11 protein-coding genes are annotated in these 16,913 nt (G+C 67.9%); 7 read left to right on the top strand and 4 right to left on the bottom strand.

Features of this window, described 5'->3' with window-relative positions:
• Positions 1-60: 60 nt before the first annotated feature.
• Positions 61-666, bottom strand: a complete 606-nt coding sequence (locus MRB47_RS09510; RefSeq protein ID WP_172206682.1) for a 2'-5' RNA ligase family protein — start codon at positions 664-666, stop codon at positions 61-63.
• Positions 667-924: 258 nt separating this feature from the next.
• Between MRB47_RS09510 and MRB47_RS09505 the strand changes: the two genes are divergently transcribed.
• The 5 genes from MRB47_RS09505 (at position 925) to MRB47_RS09485 (ending at position 8,807) form a co-directional block, all read left to right on the top strand.
• Positions 925-2,220, top strand: a complete 1,296-nt coding sequence (locus MRB47_RS09505; protein WP_252101325.1) for an ISL3 family transposase — start codon at positions 925-927, stop codon at positions 2,218-2,220.
• Between the two features lie 380 nt (positions 2,221-2,600).
• On the top strand, positions 2,601-3,620 hold the full coding sequence (locus MRB47_RS09500) for an IS30 family transposase (RefSeq protein ID WP_252100635.1): 1,020 nt from the start codon (positions 2,601-2,603) through the stop codon (positions 3,618-3,620).
• Positions 3,621-3,728: 108 nt separating this feature from the next.
• The gene (gene dsrO / locus MRB47_RS09495; RefSeq protein WP_252102610.1) at positions 3,729-4,448 is read left to right on the top strand and encodes a sulfate reduction electron transfer complex DsrMKJOP subunit DsrO; all 720 of its coding nucleotides are present in this window, start codon (positions 3,729-3,731) and stop codon (positions 4,446-4,448) included.
• A gap of 17 nt (positions 4,449-4,465) precedes the next feature.
• Positions 4,466-5,512, top strand: a complete 1,047-nt coding sequence (gene nrfD, locus MRB47_RS09490) for an NrfD/PsrC family molybdoenzyme membrane anchor subunit (protein WP_252102550.1) — start codon at positions 4,466-4,468, stop codon at positions 5,510-5,512.
• A 100-nt stretch (positions 5,513-5,612) separates the two neighbouring features.
• The gene (locus MRB47_RS09485) at positions 5,613-8,807 is read left to right on the top strand and encodes a tetrathionate reductase subunit A (protein WP_252102549.1); all 3,195 of its coding nucleotides are present in this window, start codon (positions 5,613-5,615) and stop codon (positions 8,805-8,807) included.
• Positions 8,808-8,957: 150 nt separating this feature from the next.
• Here the strand turns inward: MRB47_RS09485 and MRB47_RS09480 are convergent, their stop codons facing one another.
• The 3 genes from MRB47_RS09480 to MRB47_RS09470 form a co-directional block, all read right to left on the bottom strand.
• The gene (locus MRB47_RS09480; RefSeq protein ID WP_252102548.1) at positions 8,958-10,037 is read right to left on the bottom strand and encodes a calcium/sodium antiporter; all 1,080 of its coding nucleotides are present in this window, start codon (positions 10,035-10,037) and stop codon (positions 8,958-8,960) included.
• 350 nt (positions 10,038-10,387) lie between these two features.
• On the bottom strand, positions 10,388-12,985 hold the full coding sequence (locus tag MRB47_RS09475; RefSeq protein ID WP_252102547.1) for a helicase C-terminal domain-containing protein: 2,598 nt from the start codon (positions 12,983-12,985) through the stop codon (positions 10,388-10,390).
• Positions 12,982-14,667, bottom strand: a complete 1,686-nt coding sequence (locus MRB47_RS09470) for a VRR-NUC domain-containing protein (RefSeq protein ID WP_252102546.1) — start codon at positions 14,665-14,667, stop codon at positions 12,982-12,984. Before MRB47_RS09470 ends, MRB47_RS09475 begins: the two co-directional genes overlap by 4 nt.
• A gap of 109 nt (positions 14,668-14,776) precedes the next feature.
• Between MRB47_RS09470 and MRB47_RS09465 the strand changes: the two genes are divergently transcribed.
• Positions 14,777-15,454, top strand: coding sequence for a response regulator (locus MRB47_RS09465; RefSeq protein WP_015913018.1), 678 nt, complete (start codon positions 14,777-14,779; stop codon positions 15,452-15,454).
• Positions 15,451-16,911 carry an ATP-binding protein gene (locus MRB47_RS09460; RefSeq protein WP_015913017.1) on the top strand — a complete coding sequence of 487 codons (1,461 nt, stop codon included), beginning with the start codon at positions 15,451-15,453 and terminating at the stop codon, positions 16,909-16,911. The genes MRB47_RS09465 and MRB47_RS09460 overlap by 4 nt, the downstream gene beginning before the upstream one ends.
• Positions 16,912-16,913 lie beyond the last annotated feature (2 nt).

Below are 16,913 nucleotides of genomic sequence, written 5' to 3'. Positions count from 1 at the left end.
GGGTAAATTGGCCTCTAGCGCTTATCCATCAAGCGCCAACAGCTATATAAACGATAGCAATCAATCCGCCAGCGGCCATTCGCCCAACACCTCGTAAGGGCCGGGCGAGCCGCGCAGGTTGTGCAACAGCACGAAGCGGCGCACCGTCCATTCCAGCGGCGGCACGGGTTGCTCGGGCGCGGCCTGGCGGCTGTAGCACAGCGTCATGTGCGGGGTGATGTGCGGCGCATGGGGCACGCCGTCCAGCCCCCGCACCTGCGACCACAGCGCCGTGTGCAGCGCCTCATACAAGGCGATGAAACCCTGCTGCCCGTCGGCGGGGCCGCAGAGCACGCAGGGCCGCTTGGCCTGCGGCGCGCGGCGAAAGCTCAACACCCGATCGAACCGCAGCGAGAACGCCCTCGCCCGCACCTGCTGCGCCGCGTCGCGCGCCCACTGCAGATGCCGGGGCGACAGCGCAGGCTCCCACCCCAGCGACAGCAGCGTGGCGTGCAGGCGCTGCGCGCGCACCTGCGCCTGCAGGTCGTGCCGCGCAATCAGCGTCTGCGCCAGATCGGCCGCAGCCTGCGCCGCTCCGGGCTCGGGCAGCACGGCAAAGAAAAGATGGTGGTTGGGGCGTGGCGCATCGGGCTCCACGCCGGCGAGCGGCAGTTGGTGAGCGTCCATGCGCCCCACTGTAGCGCCGCCCCTGGCCCTTGTGGGTAACAGGCACTCCGCCGGCGCGGGCAATAACCGATATTCTTAATCGGAATGGCGGCAATTGAGGCATATCGCCTCACCGCCCATTCATGGCTCTTCGTCATTTCGTGTGGAACCCAACAGTCACAATGACTCCTGGTCGTCGAGCCCGGTGGGCATGTGTGCAGGCCGCTGGCCGGCCTGTGCACATGTCCACGAGGCGTGTTTGATCAGGAGGATGAGTCCATGGGCATTGCCGTAGAAGCTCTGTTCACCAGCGCGCTGGGCTTGCAGCCGCCGTGGGTCGTCGATGACGTCAGGCTCGACACCGCCAAGCGGCGTATCGACTTCGAGATCGGCTGCCACACCAGCAGGCTCGCCTGCCCGGCATGCGGTGCGGCCACGCAACCGGTGCACGACCGGCTGCGCCGATCCTGGCGGCACCTGGACTTCTTCCAGTTCGAGGCCTGGCTGCATTGCGACGTGCCGCGCGTGGCCTGCGGTGCCTGCGGCAAGACCACGCAGGTGGCCGTGCCCTGGGCGCGTCCGGGCTCGGGCTTCACCGCGGCGTTCGAAGCGCTGGCGCTGACCTTGTGCCTGGACCTGCCGGTGCGCCAGGCCGCCGAGTTGCTGCGCTGCAAGGACAAGCGGCTGTGGCGGCGCATCGAGTTCTACGTCGAGCAGGCGCGTGCGCTGGAAGACTTCGCCGGCGTGCGCACGGTGGGCATCGACGAGACCAGCCTGCGGCGCGGGCAGCACTACATCACCGTCGTGCACGACCTGGATCGCAAGCGGCTGCTGTTGGCCACCGAGGGGCGCGAGCACCGCACGGTGGTGGAGTTCGCCGAGGATCTGAAGGCCCATGGCGGCGATCCCGCCCAGGTGCGGCACGTGTGCATGGACATGAGCGCGGCCTACGCCAAGGGCGTGGCGCTGGCGCTGCCCCAGGCGCAGATCAGCTACGACCGCTTTCACGTCGTCTCGATGGCCATCGATGCGATGGACCAGGTGCGCCGCGCGGAGATGGCCACCGACGCGCAGGCGGTGCGAGCCGCGCTGGGCGCTGGCGGCCGCAAGACGCTCAGGCAGCTGCTGTGGGGCATGCGGCGCAACCCCAGCACCTGGAGCGCCCGCCAGATCCAGGCGATGCACTGGCTGCAGCGCTCGACGCTCAAGAGCGCGCGGGCGTGGCGGCTGAAGATGGCGCTGCGCGAGGTGTACGCGCGGGCCACAGCGCACAACAGCATCGAACAGGCCGCATCCGACCTCAGGGCCTGGCTGAGCTGGGCGCGGCGCTGTCGGCTCGAGCCGTTCAAGAAGCTGGCCGCCACGCTCAAGGAGCGGTTCGACGCGGTGGTGCGCAGCATGGTCGATCACCGCAGCAACGCCTTCGTCGAGGCGATGAACGGGCTGCTGCAGCAGGCCAAGCGCGCCGCACGCGGCTTCAGGACGAGCCAGAACTTCATCGCCATCGCCTACCTGCGCATGTCCAAGCTCAAGCACCTGCCGGCCAGCCCGTTCGCGCCGGCGATGCCCCAGTGACGGTGTTGCTTTCCACACGAAACGACATGGAGCCCCATTCATCGGCAATTTTCGGATTTTGGTACCCAGGATGGCATTCGTATCCCCAAGCCCAGAAGGCTGACTTCCCGCGGGGCCCGGAACCCGCACGTATGGCCGTTTGCGGCCGCTCCACATTCCATACGCAATTGCTCGGGATTATTTAATATTTCATTAATTTTCAATTAATAAACTAAAAAAGTTTAACCAAAATAATCCAAGAAGAATATCAACAAAGTCATTTGACGTTAATCAAACGGATAATCTGGATGCGGGGAGAATAATGCATCTACGCAGTAAATATTCAAAGTGGCGGTCTCAAATCTGAAGTGCAACACCCTCACCAAGGGTAATGTACGCAAATGGGAACGAGATACGAGCACTTGCAGCCAGAAGACAGAGTGACGCTGGCATCGCTGCGCCAGCAGGGCTGGAGCATCAGGGCCATAGCCCGCCTTCAAGGCCGCAGCCCCAGCACCATCAGCCGTGAGTTGCGGCGCAACGCCTGCCACGGCGGTTACGCCAGCGCGCCTGCGCAGCGTCTGTGCCAGCTGCGGCGCATTCAGGCCAAGCCATACCCCAAGCTGCACAGCTGCGGGGCGTTGTGGACTCTTGTGACCACCATGCTGTGCTGGCTGTGGTCGCCCCAGCAGATTGCACGCACACTCCAGCGCATGTATCCCCAGGACCCAACCATGCATGCCTCGCACGAGAGCATCTACACCGCCATCTATGCATACCCACGCGGTGAGTTGCGCCGCCAGCTCATCGCACTGCTGCGCCAAGGCAAGAGTACACGCCGCCCGCGTTCAGCAGGCTCTGATCGGCGTGGTCAGATTCCAGACATGGTCTCTATCCATGTTCGCCCACCCGAGGTCAATGATCGCGTGATCCCGGGGCATTGGGAGGGGGATCTGATCAAGGGTGCTGGCAACCAATCGGCGGTGGGTGTGCTGGTAGAGCGCTCAACGCGCTTGGTGCTGCTGTGCAAGATGCCTGACGCATCCGCAGACAGTGCGCTGGCCGCGTTCACCAACAAGCTGCGCCAGATCGCACAGCCGATGCGCCAGACGCTCACCTACGACCAGGGCAAGGAGATGGCCCGGCACAAGGAACTCGCCCAAGCCCTTGGCATGCGGGTGTACTTTTGTGATCCGCACAGCCCTTGGCAAAAAGGCAGTTGTGAGAACACGAATGGGCTGCTGCGCCAGTTCATGCCCAAGGGCACAGACCTGAGCATGCATGACCAGGATGCGCTGGACTCCATGGCCGATCTGATGAACAACCGTCCTCGTCAGACTCTCGGCTGGGATTCTCCCTACCAGGCTTTTCAGCGATTCATGGCGGCTATCGCCGAGAAAAGCTCCGCTACCATTCATTGAATATCAACCAGCGGTGTTGCACTTCAGATTTGAGACCGCCAGTATTTATGTCAAAAAGTACCCTCCCCCACCGCCTGCGCCGCGCCGCAACCCGGCAAGCGCACCTTCCTGCAAGAACTCGTCGGCCTGGCCACCGCCTTTGGCCTGGCCGGCGCCAGCCAGGCCGCCACACCCTTCGCGCCGGGCCAGCCGCCGCGCCGCCCCGGCATGGAGGGCAAGCGCTTCGGCATGCTGGTGGATCTGCGCAAGTGCATCGGCTGCCAAGCCTGCACGGTGAGCTGCTCGGTGGAAAACCAGCCGCCCATCGACCAGTTCCGCACCACGGTGCTGCAGTACGAGATCGACAAGGATGACGGCAGCGCGCCCGCCATGGTCAGCCTGCCGCGCCTGTGCAACCACTGCGACGAGCCGCCCTGCGTGCCCGTGTGCCCGGTGCAGGCCACCTTCCAGCGCACCGACGGCATCGTGCTGGTGGACAACGAGCGCTGCGTGGGCTGCGGCTACTGCGTGCAGGCCTGCCCGTACGACGCGCGCTTCATCAACCACGAGACGCAGACCGCCGACAAGTGCACCTTCTGCGAGCACCGCCTGGAGGCCGGCCTGCTGCCCGCCTGCGTGGAGAGCTGCGTGGGCGGCGCGCGCGTCATCGGCGACCTGAACGACCAGGGCAGCGAGATCAACCGCCGCATGGCCGAACACAAGGAAGACCTCAAGGTGCTCAAGCCCGGCATGAACACTGCGCCGCGCGTGTTCTACATCGGCCTGCCCGATGAGTTCGTCAACGGCGTGGACGGCCAGGCCAGCGTGCGCCTGCTGTCCGACCACTGAACCCCAAGGAGCGCACCATGCAAATCATCGAACTCCTGACCCCGCACTACGAGGCGGCCTGGCTGCCCTGGGCCGTGCAGTACTTCTTCCTGGTCGGCGTGGCGACCGGCGCCGCCATCCTGGCCGCGCTGTGCGCCTGGGGCAAAGACAGCGGCACGCTGCAGCGGCTGCTGCCCGCGGCCGTGCTGACGCTGGCCGTCAGCGCCATCGCCGCCCCCGTGTCGCTGCTGGCCGACCTGCACCAGCCCGCGCGCTTCTGGCACTTCTATGCGCACTTCACGCCCTGGTCGTGGATGTCGGTCGGCGCGCTGCTGCTGCCGGTGTTCGTCACGCTCAGCGTGGCGATGTGCGCCGCCTGGTGGCTGGGCAAGACACGCTGGATGCGCCTGCTGGCGCCGCTGCTCGTGCTCTCTGCGCTCACCATTTCGGTCTATACCGGCGCCGAGATGATGGTGGTGCGCTCGCGCCCGCTGTGGAACACGCTGTGGGTGCCCGTCAACCTGGCGCTGACCGGCTGGCTGGCCACCGTGGGCGCGGCCTTCGTGCTGGAGCGCTTCCTGCCCGCCGCGCTGCGCCCCGGCGCTGAAGCGCTGCAGACGCTGCGCGGCATGGGCCTGGCGCTGGCGGGCGCGCTGCTGGTGGTGGCGCTGGCCTGGGCCGCGAGCGGCATGGCGGGCGACAGCCCCTCGTTCAACGCCGCACTGCGCCTGTGGAACGACTTCCCCGTGTGGCGCCTGACGATGATCGGCTCGGCCGTCGGTGGCGCCGCCGTGCTGGGGGCGCTGCTGCGCGGGCGCCACCGCCTGCATACCAAGGGCTACACGCTGGTGCTGGGCCTGGGTCTGGCGGCCGCCGCCTGGGCCTTCCGCTGGGCGCTGTTCATGGGCGTGCAGGGCGTGCCGAAGTTCGGCGCGGGCCTGTACCTGTACCACATGCCCCTGGGCGGCGACGGGCTGCTGGGCATGGTGGGTGTGGCGGGCCTGTGCGTGGCACTGGTCGGGCTGGCGAGCTGGGCGCTGGAGCTGTTCCCGGCCCGCAAGGCACCCACGGCCACCGCCGCTTGAAATTCATAGACAAATCGGCCTTTAACGCAATATCAGCAAGCGCGAGCAGCTATCAATACTGAAGTGATACCCGCTGGCGCTGCCCTTGAAGGTACAGACCATGACTGACAAGAAACCGCATTCCTCTCCCGAGACCGAGGCCCACCCCGACGCCAACCGCCGCCGCCTGCTGCTGCGCGGCGGCGCGGTGGCCGGTGGCCTGGCGGCCTTTGCCGCCGGCTACGGCGAAACCGTGGCCAAGGGCGCCAAGGGCCTGGTGACCGGCACGTCCGGCATCGCCACCAAGAGCGCCACGCGTGGCAATTCGCTCACGCCCGAGTTCCGCATCGACCCCGTGACCGGCCAGCTCACCACCCAGCCGGGCCAGGTGGTCAGCCCCAGCAGCTGCCTGGGCTGCTGGACGCAGTGCGGCGTGCGCGTGCGCGTGGACACCGCGCACAACAAAATCATCCGCATCGCCGGCAACCCCTACCACCCGCTGGCCACCACGCACCACGCACCCATGGAAACGCCCGTGCGCGAGGTGTACGCCCTGCTGGGCGGCGACAACGGCCTGGAAGGCCGCGCCACCAGCTGCGCACGTGGCTCCGCCATGCTGGAGCACCAGACCGCTGCCCACCGCGTGCTCACCCCGCTCAAGCGCGTGGGCCCGCGCGGCTCTGGCCAGTGGAAGAGCATCTCGCTGGAACAGCTGGTCAAGGAAATCTGCGAGGGCGGCGACCTGTTCGGCGAAGGCCACGTGGACGGCCTGGCCGCCATCCGCGACGTGCAAACGCTGATCGACCCCGAGAACCCCGAGTACGGCCCCAAGGCCAACCAACTGCTGGTGACCGATGCCTCCAACGAAGGCCGCACCCCGCTCATCAACCGCTTTGCGCGCCAGTCCTTCGGCACGGTCAACGTGTCCAACCACGGCGCCTACTGCGGCCAGACCTACCGCGTGGGCACGGCGGCGGCCCTGGGCAACATCCCCGGCATGCCGCACGGCAAGCCGGACTGGAAGAACTCGCGTTTCGGCCTGTTCCTGGGCACGGCGCCGGCACAGTCGGGCAACCCGTTCCAGCGCATGGGGCGCGAGCTGGCAGAGGCCCGCTCGCGCGACGACAACACCTACCGCTACGTGGTGGTGTCGCCCGTGCTGCCCATGTCGTCCAGCCACGCGGCCGGCGACAACAACCGCTGGCTGCCCATCAAGCCCGCCACCGACCTGGCGCTGGCCATGGCGCTGATCCGCTGGATCATCGACAACGAGCGCTACGACGCCAAGTACCTCACCCAGCCCGGCCCGGCCGCCATGGCCGCCGCGGGCGAGGCGAGCTGGAGCAACGCCACCCACCTGCTCATCAACGACCCCAAGCACCCGCGCTACGGCCAGTTCCTGCGCGGCGCCGACCTGGGCCTGCCCATGCCCGAGCCGGTGGACGAGAAGACCCCGGCCGAAGACGTGTACGTGGTGCAGGTGGCCGACGGCCAGGGTGGCTTCAAGCTGGTGCCCCACACCGTGGCCCAGCCGGCCGAGCTGGTGGTAGAGCGCGAATTCACGCCCCTGAAGGCCGCGGGCGCCACCGAGGAGCCCGCGCCGATCGCCGTGTGCACCTCGTTCGTCAAGCTGCGCGAGGAAGCGCGCCGCAAGACGCTGCAGGAATACTCCGACCTGTGCGGCGTGCCGGTGAAAGACATCGAAGACCTGGCGCGCGAATTCACCAGCCACGGCAAGCAGGCCGTGGCCAACTCGCACGGCGGCACCATGAGCGGCGCAGGCTTCTACACCGCCTACGCCATCGCCATGCTGAACAACCTGATCGGCAACCTGAACGTCAAGGGCGGCTGGGTGCTGGACGCCGGTCCGTTCGGCCCCTTCGGCCCTGGCCCGCGCTACAACTTCGCGCAGTTCGAGGGCGCGGTCAAAGCCACGGGCGTGGCGCTGTCGCGCACGCGCTTTCCGTACGAGAAGACCAGCGAGTTCAAGCGCAAGAAGGAAGCCGGCCAGAACCCCTACCCCGCCAAGGCACCGTGGTACCCGGCGCCCGGGGGCATTTCCAGCGAGATGCTGGCCGCCGGCTTGCTGGGCTACCCCTACCCGGTGAAGGCGTGGATCAACCACATGAGCAACCCGGTGTACGCCATCTGCGGCTTTGAGAACACGCTGGTCAGCGCCCTCAAGGACCCGAAGAAGCTGCCGCTGTTCGTCTCGGTCGATCCGTTCATCAACGAGACCTCGGCCCTGGCCGACTACATCGTGCCCGACACCGTCACGTACGAAAGCTGGGGCATCGGCGCCCCCTGGGCCGACGTGATCGCCAAGAGCAGCACCGTGCGCTGGCCCACCGTGGAGGCAGCCACCGCCAAGACCGCCGACGGCAAGCCGGTGAGCTTTGAGAGCTTCGTCTTCGCCGTGGCCAAGCAGCTGCAGTTGCCCGGCTTTGGCAAGGGCGCGATGAGCACCAAGGACGGCGAGCCGCTCGACCTGGAAAGCGCCGAAGACTTTTACCTGCGCGGCATGTGCAACATCGCCTACCAGGCCGGCAAGCCCGTGCCCGAAGCCAGCGACGACGACATCGCCCTGACAGGCGTCACCCGCTGGATGCCCGAAGTGGAAAAGCGCCTCAAGCCCGAGGAAGTGCGCCGCGTGGCCATGGTGATGAGCCGCGGCGGGCGCTTCGACAAGATCGAAGACGCCTGGAAGGGCGAGCAGATCAAGGCCGCCTACAAGTTCCCGGTGCAGCTGTGGCACGAAGGCCTGGCCAAGATGCGCCACTCCATGACCGGCGAGCGCTACGTGGGCTGCCCCACCTGGTTCCCCACCCGCTTTGCCGACGGCAGCAGCATGCGCGAGCGCTTCACCGAGCAGGACTGGCCGCTGACCATGAGCAGCTACAAGTCCAACCTGATGAGCAGCATGTCGATTGCCGCCAGCCGTCTGCGCCAGGTGCACCCGCACAACCCCATCAGCCTGAACAAGGAGGATGCGGCCAAGCTGGGCATCGCCAACGGCGACCGCATCGAGGTCAGCACCCCCGGCGCCAAGCTGCAGGGCGTGGCCCTGGTGCGCAGCGGCATCGCCCAGGGCGCCCTGGCCATCGAATACGGCTACGGCCACAAGCAGCTGGGTGCCGCCGTTCACACCGTCGACGGCAAGCCCATGGCCCACAACCCGCAGCACGGCAACGGCGTGAACCTGAACGCGCTGGGCTTTGCCGACCCCACCCGGCCCGCCAAGGACAACGTGTGGATCGACTGGGTGTCGGGGGCCGTGGTGCGGCAGGGGTTGCCCGTGAAGGTGCGGAAGGTGTGATGCCTGCCGGGTGCTGAGCACTGGGCGCTTGCGGGCGCAGGTGCACTGAATGGAAAAGCCCAGCGCAACTGCGATGGGCTTTTTTTATCAGCAGCGGCTTTCGACCCATAGCAGGCATTAGCTAGTGATAGAGGGCAAAGTTTTAGTGCTCTATCGTTTCTTTACTGGGCGGCGGATCAACACAACAACCAGCGTCACGACCGTCAGCGGTACGACGAAGCTGAGCATGACGCCCGAGAATGCTGGCAGCGCATCGTGCTGCTGCGCGGCCATGATCAAGTAAGCCACGTATGCGACGTAGTAGCCCAGAAAGACCCCGCCTTCCCAGCGAGCGATCTCGCGACCAGTCATGAACACGGGGAGGCAGGCAAACGACACTGCCACCATGACCCAGATGTCAAAGGCCAGCAGCGATGGAGCCATGTCCAACCCCAGGTCACCCGACACTAGGCCCGAGACACCCAGGCAGCCCAGAATGTTGAAGGTATTGCTTCCCACCACATTGCCCACTGCGATGTCCCGTTCGCCCTTGATGACTGCGGCGATGCTGGTGGCAACCTCGGGCATGCTGGTACCAGCGGCAACGATGGTCAGCCCAATGATCAGGTCGCTCACACCCATGGCCTTTGCGAAACTCACCGATGCTTGCACTAGGTACTCGGAGCCGAACACTAACGCAGCTAGGCCAGCGGCAATCAGCAGCAACTGAACCGGCAACCGATCGTCCCAGGCGCCGGGGGCAGAGGGTTTGATCTCACCCGCGTATTCGTCCTTGGCGAGCTGGGTTTCGCGCCGTGACTGCACGATCAGGAACACTGTGTAAGACACCAGCAGCACGAAGAGAAAACCGCCATCGAAAAACGAAAGTTGACCGTCCAACCCCAAGGCGAGCAAGAGAAAACATGCACCGATCATGATCGGTACCTCCTGGCGTATCAGCTGAATGTTGACCACCAGCGGTGCAATCAACGCGCTGATGCCAAGGATGAACAGAACGTTGAATATGTTGCTGCCCACCACGTTGCCAATGGCAATGTCGGTTTTCCCATCGAGCACGGCCCCCACGCTGACTGCAACCTCGGGTGCGCTTGTGCCGAGCGCAACGATCGTCAGTCCCACGACCAGCGGACTGATGCCAAACGACAGGGCCAGCTTGGAAGAGCCTCGCACCAACAAGCTGGCACCCATGACCAGCAAGAAAAGCCCGCCGAGAAATAGAAGGATGTTCATGACTGAGCACTGTAGCTAAGAATCAAGTGGCACAGCTTACCAGGCGCGTACCTTTATCGAGCCTCCATGCATGCCATAGCTCGCCATAAGTCCTCCTTATCGAGCGTCGGCTTCTGGCCGCAAGCTGCCCCACAGCCTTTGAAGCGGAGTCTTTGCTCAGCGCTTCCTGAGCATTTCACTGAAAAATCAGCCTTCCCTTCAAGCCGGTTCGGGAATCAAACCCTCCGGATTTATCAACTAAATTGGCCGCCAAGGCCATTTATATAAGCGCTAGCAGCTACCACATTCATAGCATCCAGCGCCTTTCGGTAGGACGGGCACGCGTGCTGCCCCCATCCGAACCCAGCCCCTCACCCCACCAGCCACCACCGTGGCAACAACGCGCGCACCTCTGCACGCTGAAAGCGGTCGTCCATCAGCACCACCACGCCCCGGTCGTGTTCGGTGCGGATCACGCGGCCGGCGGCCTGCACCACCTTGCGCAGGCCGGGGTAGAGGTAGGTGCAGGCATAGCCCTGGCCAGGGCCCATCGCCTCGTCCAGCGCACATTGCATGGCGTCGTTCACCGCGTTCACCTGCGGCAGGCCCAGCGTGGCGATGAAGGCGCCGATGAGGCGGGTGCCCGGCAGGTCCACGCCTTCGGCAAAGGCGCCGCCCAGCACGGCCAGGCCCACGCCCTGGCCACCTTCGGTGAAGCGGGCGAGGAAGGCGGCGCGGCTGGCGTCGTCCATCTCGCGCGTTTGCTGCCATTGGGGCACCTGCGGGTGGCGCTGGGCCAGGGTGGCGGCCACGCGCTGCAGGTAGTCGAAGCTGCTGGCAAAGCACAGGTAGTTGCCGGGCTGGTGCGCGTACTGCGCGGCCACCAGATCGGCGATGGGGGCGAGTGAGGCCTCGCGGTCACGCCAGCGGGTGGAGATGTGCGGGGCCACGCGCACCTGCAGCTGGTGGGCGGCAAAGGGGGCGGCCACGTCCAGCCAGGCGGTGTCGGGCGGCAGGCCCAGCAGGTCGCGGTAGAACTGCGGCGGGCTGAGCGTGCCCGAGAACAGCACCGTGGCCTGCGCCGCCGCGTGGCGCGCGGCCAGGTGCGGTGCGGGCATGACGTTGCGGATGCACAGCGTGGTGGCGGGTGTGCGCGCCCGGCCACTGTGGCTGCGCGGTGGCGTGGCGGTGCGCTGCAGATCGAACAACGCATGCGGGCCGAACTGCTCGGCCAGGGCCTGGAAGTGCAGCAGCGACCAGTAGAACGCCAGCACCGCGTCGCCCGGCGGCAGGGGTTGGTCGGCCTGGGCCTCGGCCATGGCGCCTACGGCGCGCTGCACGGCGCCCAGCAGCGCGGGCGGCACGGTGGTGTGGGCCTGGTAGGTGGGCGTGGCGGCGAGGGGGTGCGCGGGTGCGGTGGCGCCGGTGTGCAGTGCGCCGGGTGCGCCCGGCGTGCCAGCGTCTTCTGCGGCCTGGCCCACGGTCTTGTTCAGCGCGTTCCACTGGCGGTGCAGCGCGTCGAGCGCCTTCTTCACGGGGCCGGTGGCGGCCTGGCGCGCGGCGGCCAGCTCGAAGGGCGAGAGCGGCGCGGTGTACATGCTGCGTGCGCGCTCCAGCAGGTTGTGGGCCTCGTCCACCAGCACGGCCACGCGCCAGCCCTGCTGCTGCGTGAGGGCGTAGAGCATGGCGGCGCTGTCGTAGTAGTAGTGGTAGTCGGCAACCACCACGTCGGCCCAACGCACCAGCTCTTGCGACAGGTAGTAGGGGCAGATGCCGTGCTGCAGCGCCACGCTGCGCACGGCGGGCACATCCCAAGGCGCGGGCTGCTGCACGGCGGCGGCGCGGGCGGCGGGCAGCCGGTCAAAGAAGCCGCGCGCCAGCGGGCAGGCATCGCCATGGCAGGCGCTGCCGGGGTGTTCGCAGGTCTTGTCGCGCGCGTGCAGGTCCAGCACACGCAGCGGCGTGCCGGGCGCGTGGGGTGCCAGCGCGTCCTGCAACTGGGCCAGCGCGTGCAGCGCCAGGCCGTGGCCCGTGCCCTTGGCGGTGAGGAAAAACAGCTTGTCCAGGCCGCTGGGCAAGCGTGGCGCGCTCTCTTTTTTGATGGTTTCCGTGTCCCCGCTGGCCACCGCATCGGCGGCGGCGCCGGATGCGGCAGCGGCCGGAGCCGGCCCGCCTTGCCCTGGCGTGGTCATCGCCGGGGGCACCGTGGCCGGGAGCACCATGACCGGGGGCACCGTGGCCGGGGGCGCCATAGCCTTGAGCAGCGGGAACAGCGTGCCCAGGGTCTTGCCGATGCCGGTGGGCGCCTGGGCCAGCAGGCAGCGCCCGGCGGGGGCGCTGGCACCCTCTGCGTTGGGGTGTGCGGTGCGGTACACGGCCACGGCCAGCTCGCGCTGCCCGGCGCGGAACGCGGGCAGCGGAAAGCGCAGCCGCGCCAGGGCGGCGTTGCGCTCCTGGCGGTGCGCGGCCTCGCTGTGCGCCCAGGCCAGGTAGCGCTGGCACTGCGTGGCAAAGAACGCCTGCAGCGCGGCGGCGGTGTGTTCCTGCACCAGCACGGTCTCGGCATGGGTGGTGGCGTGCACGTAGACCAGCGCGAGCTTGAGCCCCGCCAACCCGCGCGCCTGGCACAGCAGGTGGCCGTACACCTGGGCCTGGGCCCAGTGCAGCGCGCGGTGGTGGGGGCGCACGCTGTCCAGCGTGCCGCGGTAGGTCTTGATTTCTTCGAGCTGCCCCAGCACCGCGTTCCAGCCATCGGCGCGGCCGCGCACCGTCAGGTGGTCGTACGTGCCGGTCAGCGGCACTTCGGCCTCGTAGCCGGCGCCCCGGCGCTGCTGCACCGCGCGGTGGCCCTCCATGCCTTCGAGCGCGCTGGGGGCGGGGGTGAAGCGCAGGTCCAGGTCGCCCGTGCGGGCCGTGAACTCGCACAGCGCGCGCACGGCCACCACCTGGGGGCGCGGGGCGGGCGTCATGCCGGGGCGCACCACTGCACGTGGCACACCTGCACCGGAATGCCCTGCGCCACGCAGTAATCCAGCCAGCGGATCTGGTTGTCCTGCAGCTTGTCGCCGGGGGCCTTCACCTCCACCAGCGCATAGCGCTCGGCCCCGGGCGGGCGGCCGGGCCAAAAGCGCACCAGGTCGGGAAGGCCGGTGCGATTGGACTGCACGTCGCACAGCAGCCGGGCAAACAGCCGCTCCAGGTGCGCGGGCGGAATGCAGTCCAGCGCCAGCGCCAGCAGCTCGGCGCTCAACGCGCCCCAGGCCACGAAGGGCGACTGGGTGCCGTGCTTCTCTTCAAAGCGCTGCAGGATGGTGGCGCGGTAGCGGCCGTCGTGCAGCTCGGCCAGGCAGGCGTTGAACAAGGCCTGGCGGCGCGCCACGAAGTCGGGCGCGCCCAGGTCGGCCGGGCCGCTCTGGAAGGGGTGGAAGAACGCGCCCGGCAGCGGCGCAAAGATGGCCGGCCAGCACAGCAGGCCGAACAGCGCGTTGACGAGCATGTTCTCCACATAAAACACCGGCGCCTCGGCGCAGTGCCAGTGCGCGCGCAGCGCGTGCTCCACCGACTGGGGCGGCGTGGGCGCGGGCAGTTCCACGTCCATGCGCAGCGCGGCCACGGCCGGGGCCAGTGCCGGCCGGCGCGGCCCGCCGCCCTGCCCCAGGCTGCGGCGCAGACGCGGCAGCATGCGCGCCACGCGCTGGTGTTCTTCTTCACTTTCAGGAGCAGCCAGCGCTTGATGGGCAAGGGCTAGAGCCTGATCGGAGCATTGCATGCGCTCCAGCACGCGTATCTGGCGGTGGCGCGCACCGGGGGCGCGGCTGGCGGCGTAGGCCTGTGCGGCCAGCGGCCAGTCGTGCGCACGCTCGCAGGCCTGGCCCACGCGCAGCAGGACCCGCGCGCGGCGCTGCTCCAGCCACGGCGTGGCGCTGTGCGCGGCGGCCAGGACCTGCAGCAGCGCAGCGGCGTCGAAGCCCTCCGCGTCCAGCGCCTGGCGGCAGGCGCTGAGGGCGAGGTAGGTGTCCACATCGGCTGGGCTCTGGAACGGGCGCGAGGCAGCGTCCAGCGGCACGGCCTCGTAGCGGAACACGCCCAGGTCGGCCAGCACGAACTCCGCCCAGCTCTGGTGCAGGTTGCCGAAGAACATGAGCCGCAAGCGCTCGCAGCGCGCGCCCACCGTCACCTGCCACACGGGCTCGTCGGCATGCGGGTGCCAGGCGGCGTAGGGCTGCCGCAGGTCAGCGCGGTCGGCCAGGGCCTGCAGCATCTCGGCCTTGCGCATGGTGGGGTGCAGCGCAGTGCCCTGCAAAATCTGTAGCAGCTCGCGCTTGGTATGCAAGGCGAACAGCTCCAAAAGACCCAGGGGCGCATCGGCGCACAGCCAGCCCCGCGACAGCAGCGGCGCGGCGGCGTCGCGCGTGTCGGGAATCTCGTCATAGGCCAGCTTGCTCGCGCGAAACCACGGCCCGCGCCGCATCACCATGCGCACCAGCAGGGCCTGTGCGGCCTGGGGCAGTTGCCGAAAGTCGGTGAGGAACTGCAGGTCGTCCACACCGAGCAGGTCGCCATAGCGCGTGTGCAGCCAGTCCAGCGCACGCTGGAAGTTGTGCAGGTAGTAAAAGCGGTGCGGTGCGGGCGCAGGGCCGGGCTGCGGCATACAAAAGACTGTGCGTTTATACAGTCAATGATACCGACGCAGCGGGTGCGCCGTTAATGTGGGGATAACGCGCCGTTCCTAGAATGCGGGCTTTTGCCAAGCGGGCCGCATGCACATCCTGATCGTCGAAGACAACGCACTGGTGGCCAGCGGCATCCAGGCCGGGCTGGAGTTGCACGGCTTCACCAGCGACACCGCGGGCAGCGTGGCGCAGGCGCAGGCCCACATGACTAGTCGCCAGTTCGATGCCTGCGTGCTGGACTTAGGCCTGCCCGATGGCGACGGCATCAGCCTGCTGCGCCAGTGGCGCGCCAAGGGGTTGGCGCTGCCGGTGCTGATCCTTACCGCGCGCAGCACCATCGAGGACAAGGTGGCCGGCTTTCAGACCGGCACCGACGACTACCTGACCAAACCCTTCGACCTGCAGGAGCTGGTGCTGCGCCTGCGCGCCCTGCTGCGCCGCGCGGGCGGGCGCACCAGCGACCTGCTGGCGCTGGGCGACTGCCAGGTCAACATGGCCACCGGCGAAGTCACGCGCAACGGCGTGGCGATAGACATCTCGCGCCGCGAATGGGCTTTGCTGCAGGCCCTGCTGCAGGCGCACGGGCGCGTGCTGAGCGCGGCACAGCTGCATGACAGCCTGTACGGCCTGGACCAGGACGTGGGCAGCAACACCGTGAACGTGCACGTGCACCATCTGCGCAAGAAGCTCGGCGCCGATGTGATCGACACCGTGCGCGGCCTGGGCTTTCGGCTGGGCGCGCGCTACTGCGGCGGTGCGGCATGACGGCACGACCTATGCAAAGCCTGCGGGTTCGGCTGGTGCTGGGCCTGAGCCTGACCATTTGCATGGTCTGGAGCGGCGTGGCGATCTGGCAGTTCACCAACATGCAGCGCGAGCTGCGCACGCTGCTGGACGACCGCCTCATCGCATCGGCCCGGATGGTGGTGGGCATCGTGCAGCAGTTCCAGCAGGCCGAGCTGGCGGCAGCGCCGCGCGCCAGCAACGATGCGCTGCTGTCGGTCATTGGCCGCGATGGCGTGGCCTGCGAGGTGAGCCTGGTGCGCAGCGAAGTGGACATCCTGCCCATCGCGCGCACCAACAACATCCCGGACATGGCCTCTGCCGGCAGCGCGGGCTTTGGCCAGATCACCAAGGGCGGCAAGCAGTGGCGCACCTATGTGCTGGAGGACAAGGGGGTGCGCGTGGCCACCGCCGACCGGCTGGATGTGCGCGACCAATTGGTGCAGACCTTCGTGCGCACGCTGGTGCTGCCCTTCGTGCTGGCGCTTGCCGTCATCCTGCTGCTGACCTGGTGGATGGGCACGCGCAGCCTGCGCCCGCTGCAGCGCCTGCGCGAGGAGCTGGTGCAGCGCCCACCCCACGACCCCACGCCCGTGCAGTCGGGCCGCGACGTCAAGGAACTGGCCCCGCTGGTGGACAGCCTGAACCAGTTGCTGGCGCGCATGGACGCCAGCATGGAACACGAGCGCCGCTGGACCGCCGACGCGGCGCATGAGCTGCGCACGCCGCTCACCGCCATCAAGACCCATGTGCAGGTGGCGCAGTTGACACTTGCCGCGGGCAACAACAACGCCAGCCCCGACAAGGCCGCCAACGCACTGCGCCAAGCGGGCGAAGGCATTGACCACATGCACGCCACGCTGGAGCAACTGCTGCAGCTTGCACGCGTGGAAAGCGCCAGCGCGGGAGAGGCGCGCGCCACCGTGGGCACCGGCATCGCGCAGGCCTTCCGCCTGGCCTGCAGCCAGTCCCTGCAGCGTGCCGAGAACGAGGGCATTCAGTTGCCCTCCCCACCGCTGGACGCGGCAGAAATACCCGCCGACCCGGCAGCCTGGCAGGCAATACAGCTACCGCTGCCCCCCGCGCTGCTGGCCTGCGCCATCACCAACCTGATCGACAACGCGCTGCGCCATCACCAGGGCCCCGCCCCTGTGAGTGCCACGCTGCGCTGGCAAGCCGATGCTGCCGGCCCGGGCACGGTGGAAGTCTGTGTGCGCGACGAAGGCCCCGGCCTGACCCCTGCGGAGTGCGAGCAAGCGCTGCGGCGTTTCTGGCGCAAGTCCAGCTCCTCGCCCGGCAGCGGCCTGGGCCTGACGATCGTGCGCCGCATCGCCGAAAGCGCCCATGGCACGCTGACGCTGGAGCCGGCCCAGCCCGGCCTGCGGGCGCGGCTGTGCCTTCCGGCGCTGGCGGTGACCTCTTCGGCGGCAAAGGACTGACG

Origin of the sequence: Diaphorobacter sp. LI3 (assembly GCF_022807955.1) — a bacterium.
Classification (GTDB): domain Bacteria; phylum Pseudomonadota; class Gammaproteobacteria; order Burkholderiales; family Burkholderiaceae_C; genus Diaphorobacter; species Diaphorobacter nitroreducens.
The sequence above is the reverse complement of the archived record's forward strand: the minus strand, read 5'-3'. Positions and strand labels throughout refer to the sequence as shown.

Excerpts from the sequence above, each read along its gene's own strand:
- MRB47_RS09510 (WP_172206682.1), bottom strand. The coding sequence starts at position 666 with ATGGACGCTCACCAACTGCCGCTCGCCGGCGTGGAGCCCGATGCGCCA.
- MRB47_RS09505 (WP_252101325.1), top strand. The coding sequence starts at position 925 with ATGGGCATTGCCGTAGAAGCTCTGTTCACCAGCGCGCTGGGCTTGCAG.
- MRB47_RS09500 (WP_252100635.1), top strand. The coding sequence starts at position 2,601 with ATGGGAACGAGATACGAGCACTTGCAGCCAGAAGACAGAGTGACGCTG.
- nrfD (WP_252102550.1), top strand. The coding sequence starts at position 4,466 with ATGCAAATCATCGAACTCCTGACCCCGCACTACGAGGCGGCCTGGCTG.
- MRB47_RS09485 (WP_252102549.1), top strand. The coding sequence starts at position 5,613 with ATGACTGACAAGAAACCGCATTCCTCTCCCGAGACCGAGGCCCACCCC.
- MRB47_RS09480 (WP_252102548.1), bottom strand. The coding sequence starts at position 10,037 with ATGAACATCCTTCTATTTCTCGGCGGGCTTTTCTTGCTGGTCATGGGT.
- MRB47_RS09475 (WP_252102547.1), bottom strand. The coding sequence starts at position 12,985 with ATGACGCCCGCCCCGCGCCCCCAGGTGGTGGCCGTGCGCGCGCTGTGC.
- MRB47_RS09470 (WP_252102546.1), bottom strand. The coding sequence starts at position 14,667 with ATGCCGCAGCCCGGCCCTGCGCCCGCACCGCACCGCTTTTACTACCTG.
- MRB47_RS09465 (WP_015913018.1), top strand. The coding sequence starts at position 14,777 with ATGCACATCCTGATCGTCGAAGACAACGCACTGGTGGCCAGCGGCATC.
- MRB47_RS09460 (WP_015913017.1), top strand. The coding sequence starts at position 15,451 with ATGACGGCACGACCTATGCAAAGCCTGCGGGTTCGGCTGGTGCTGGGC.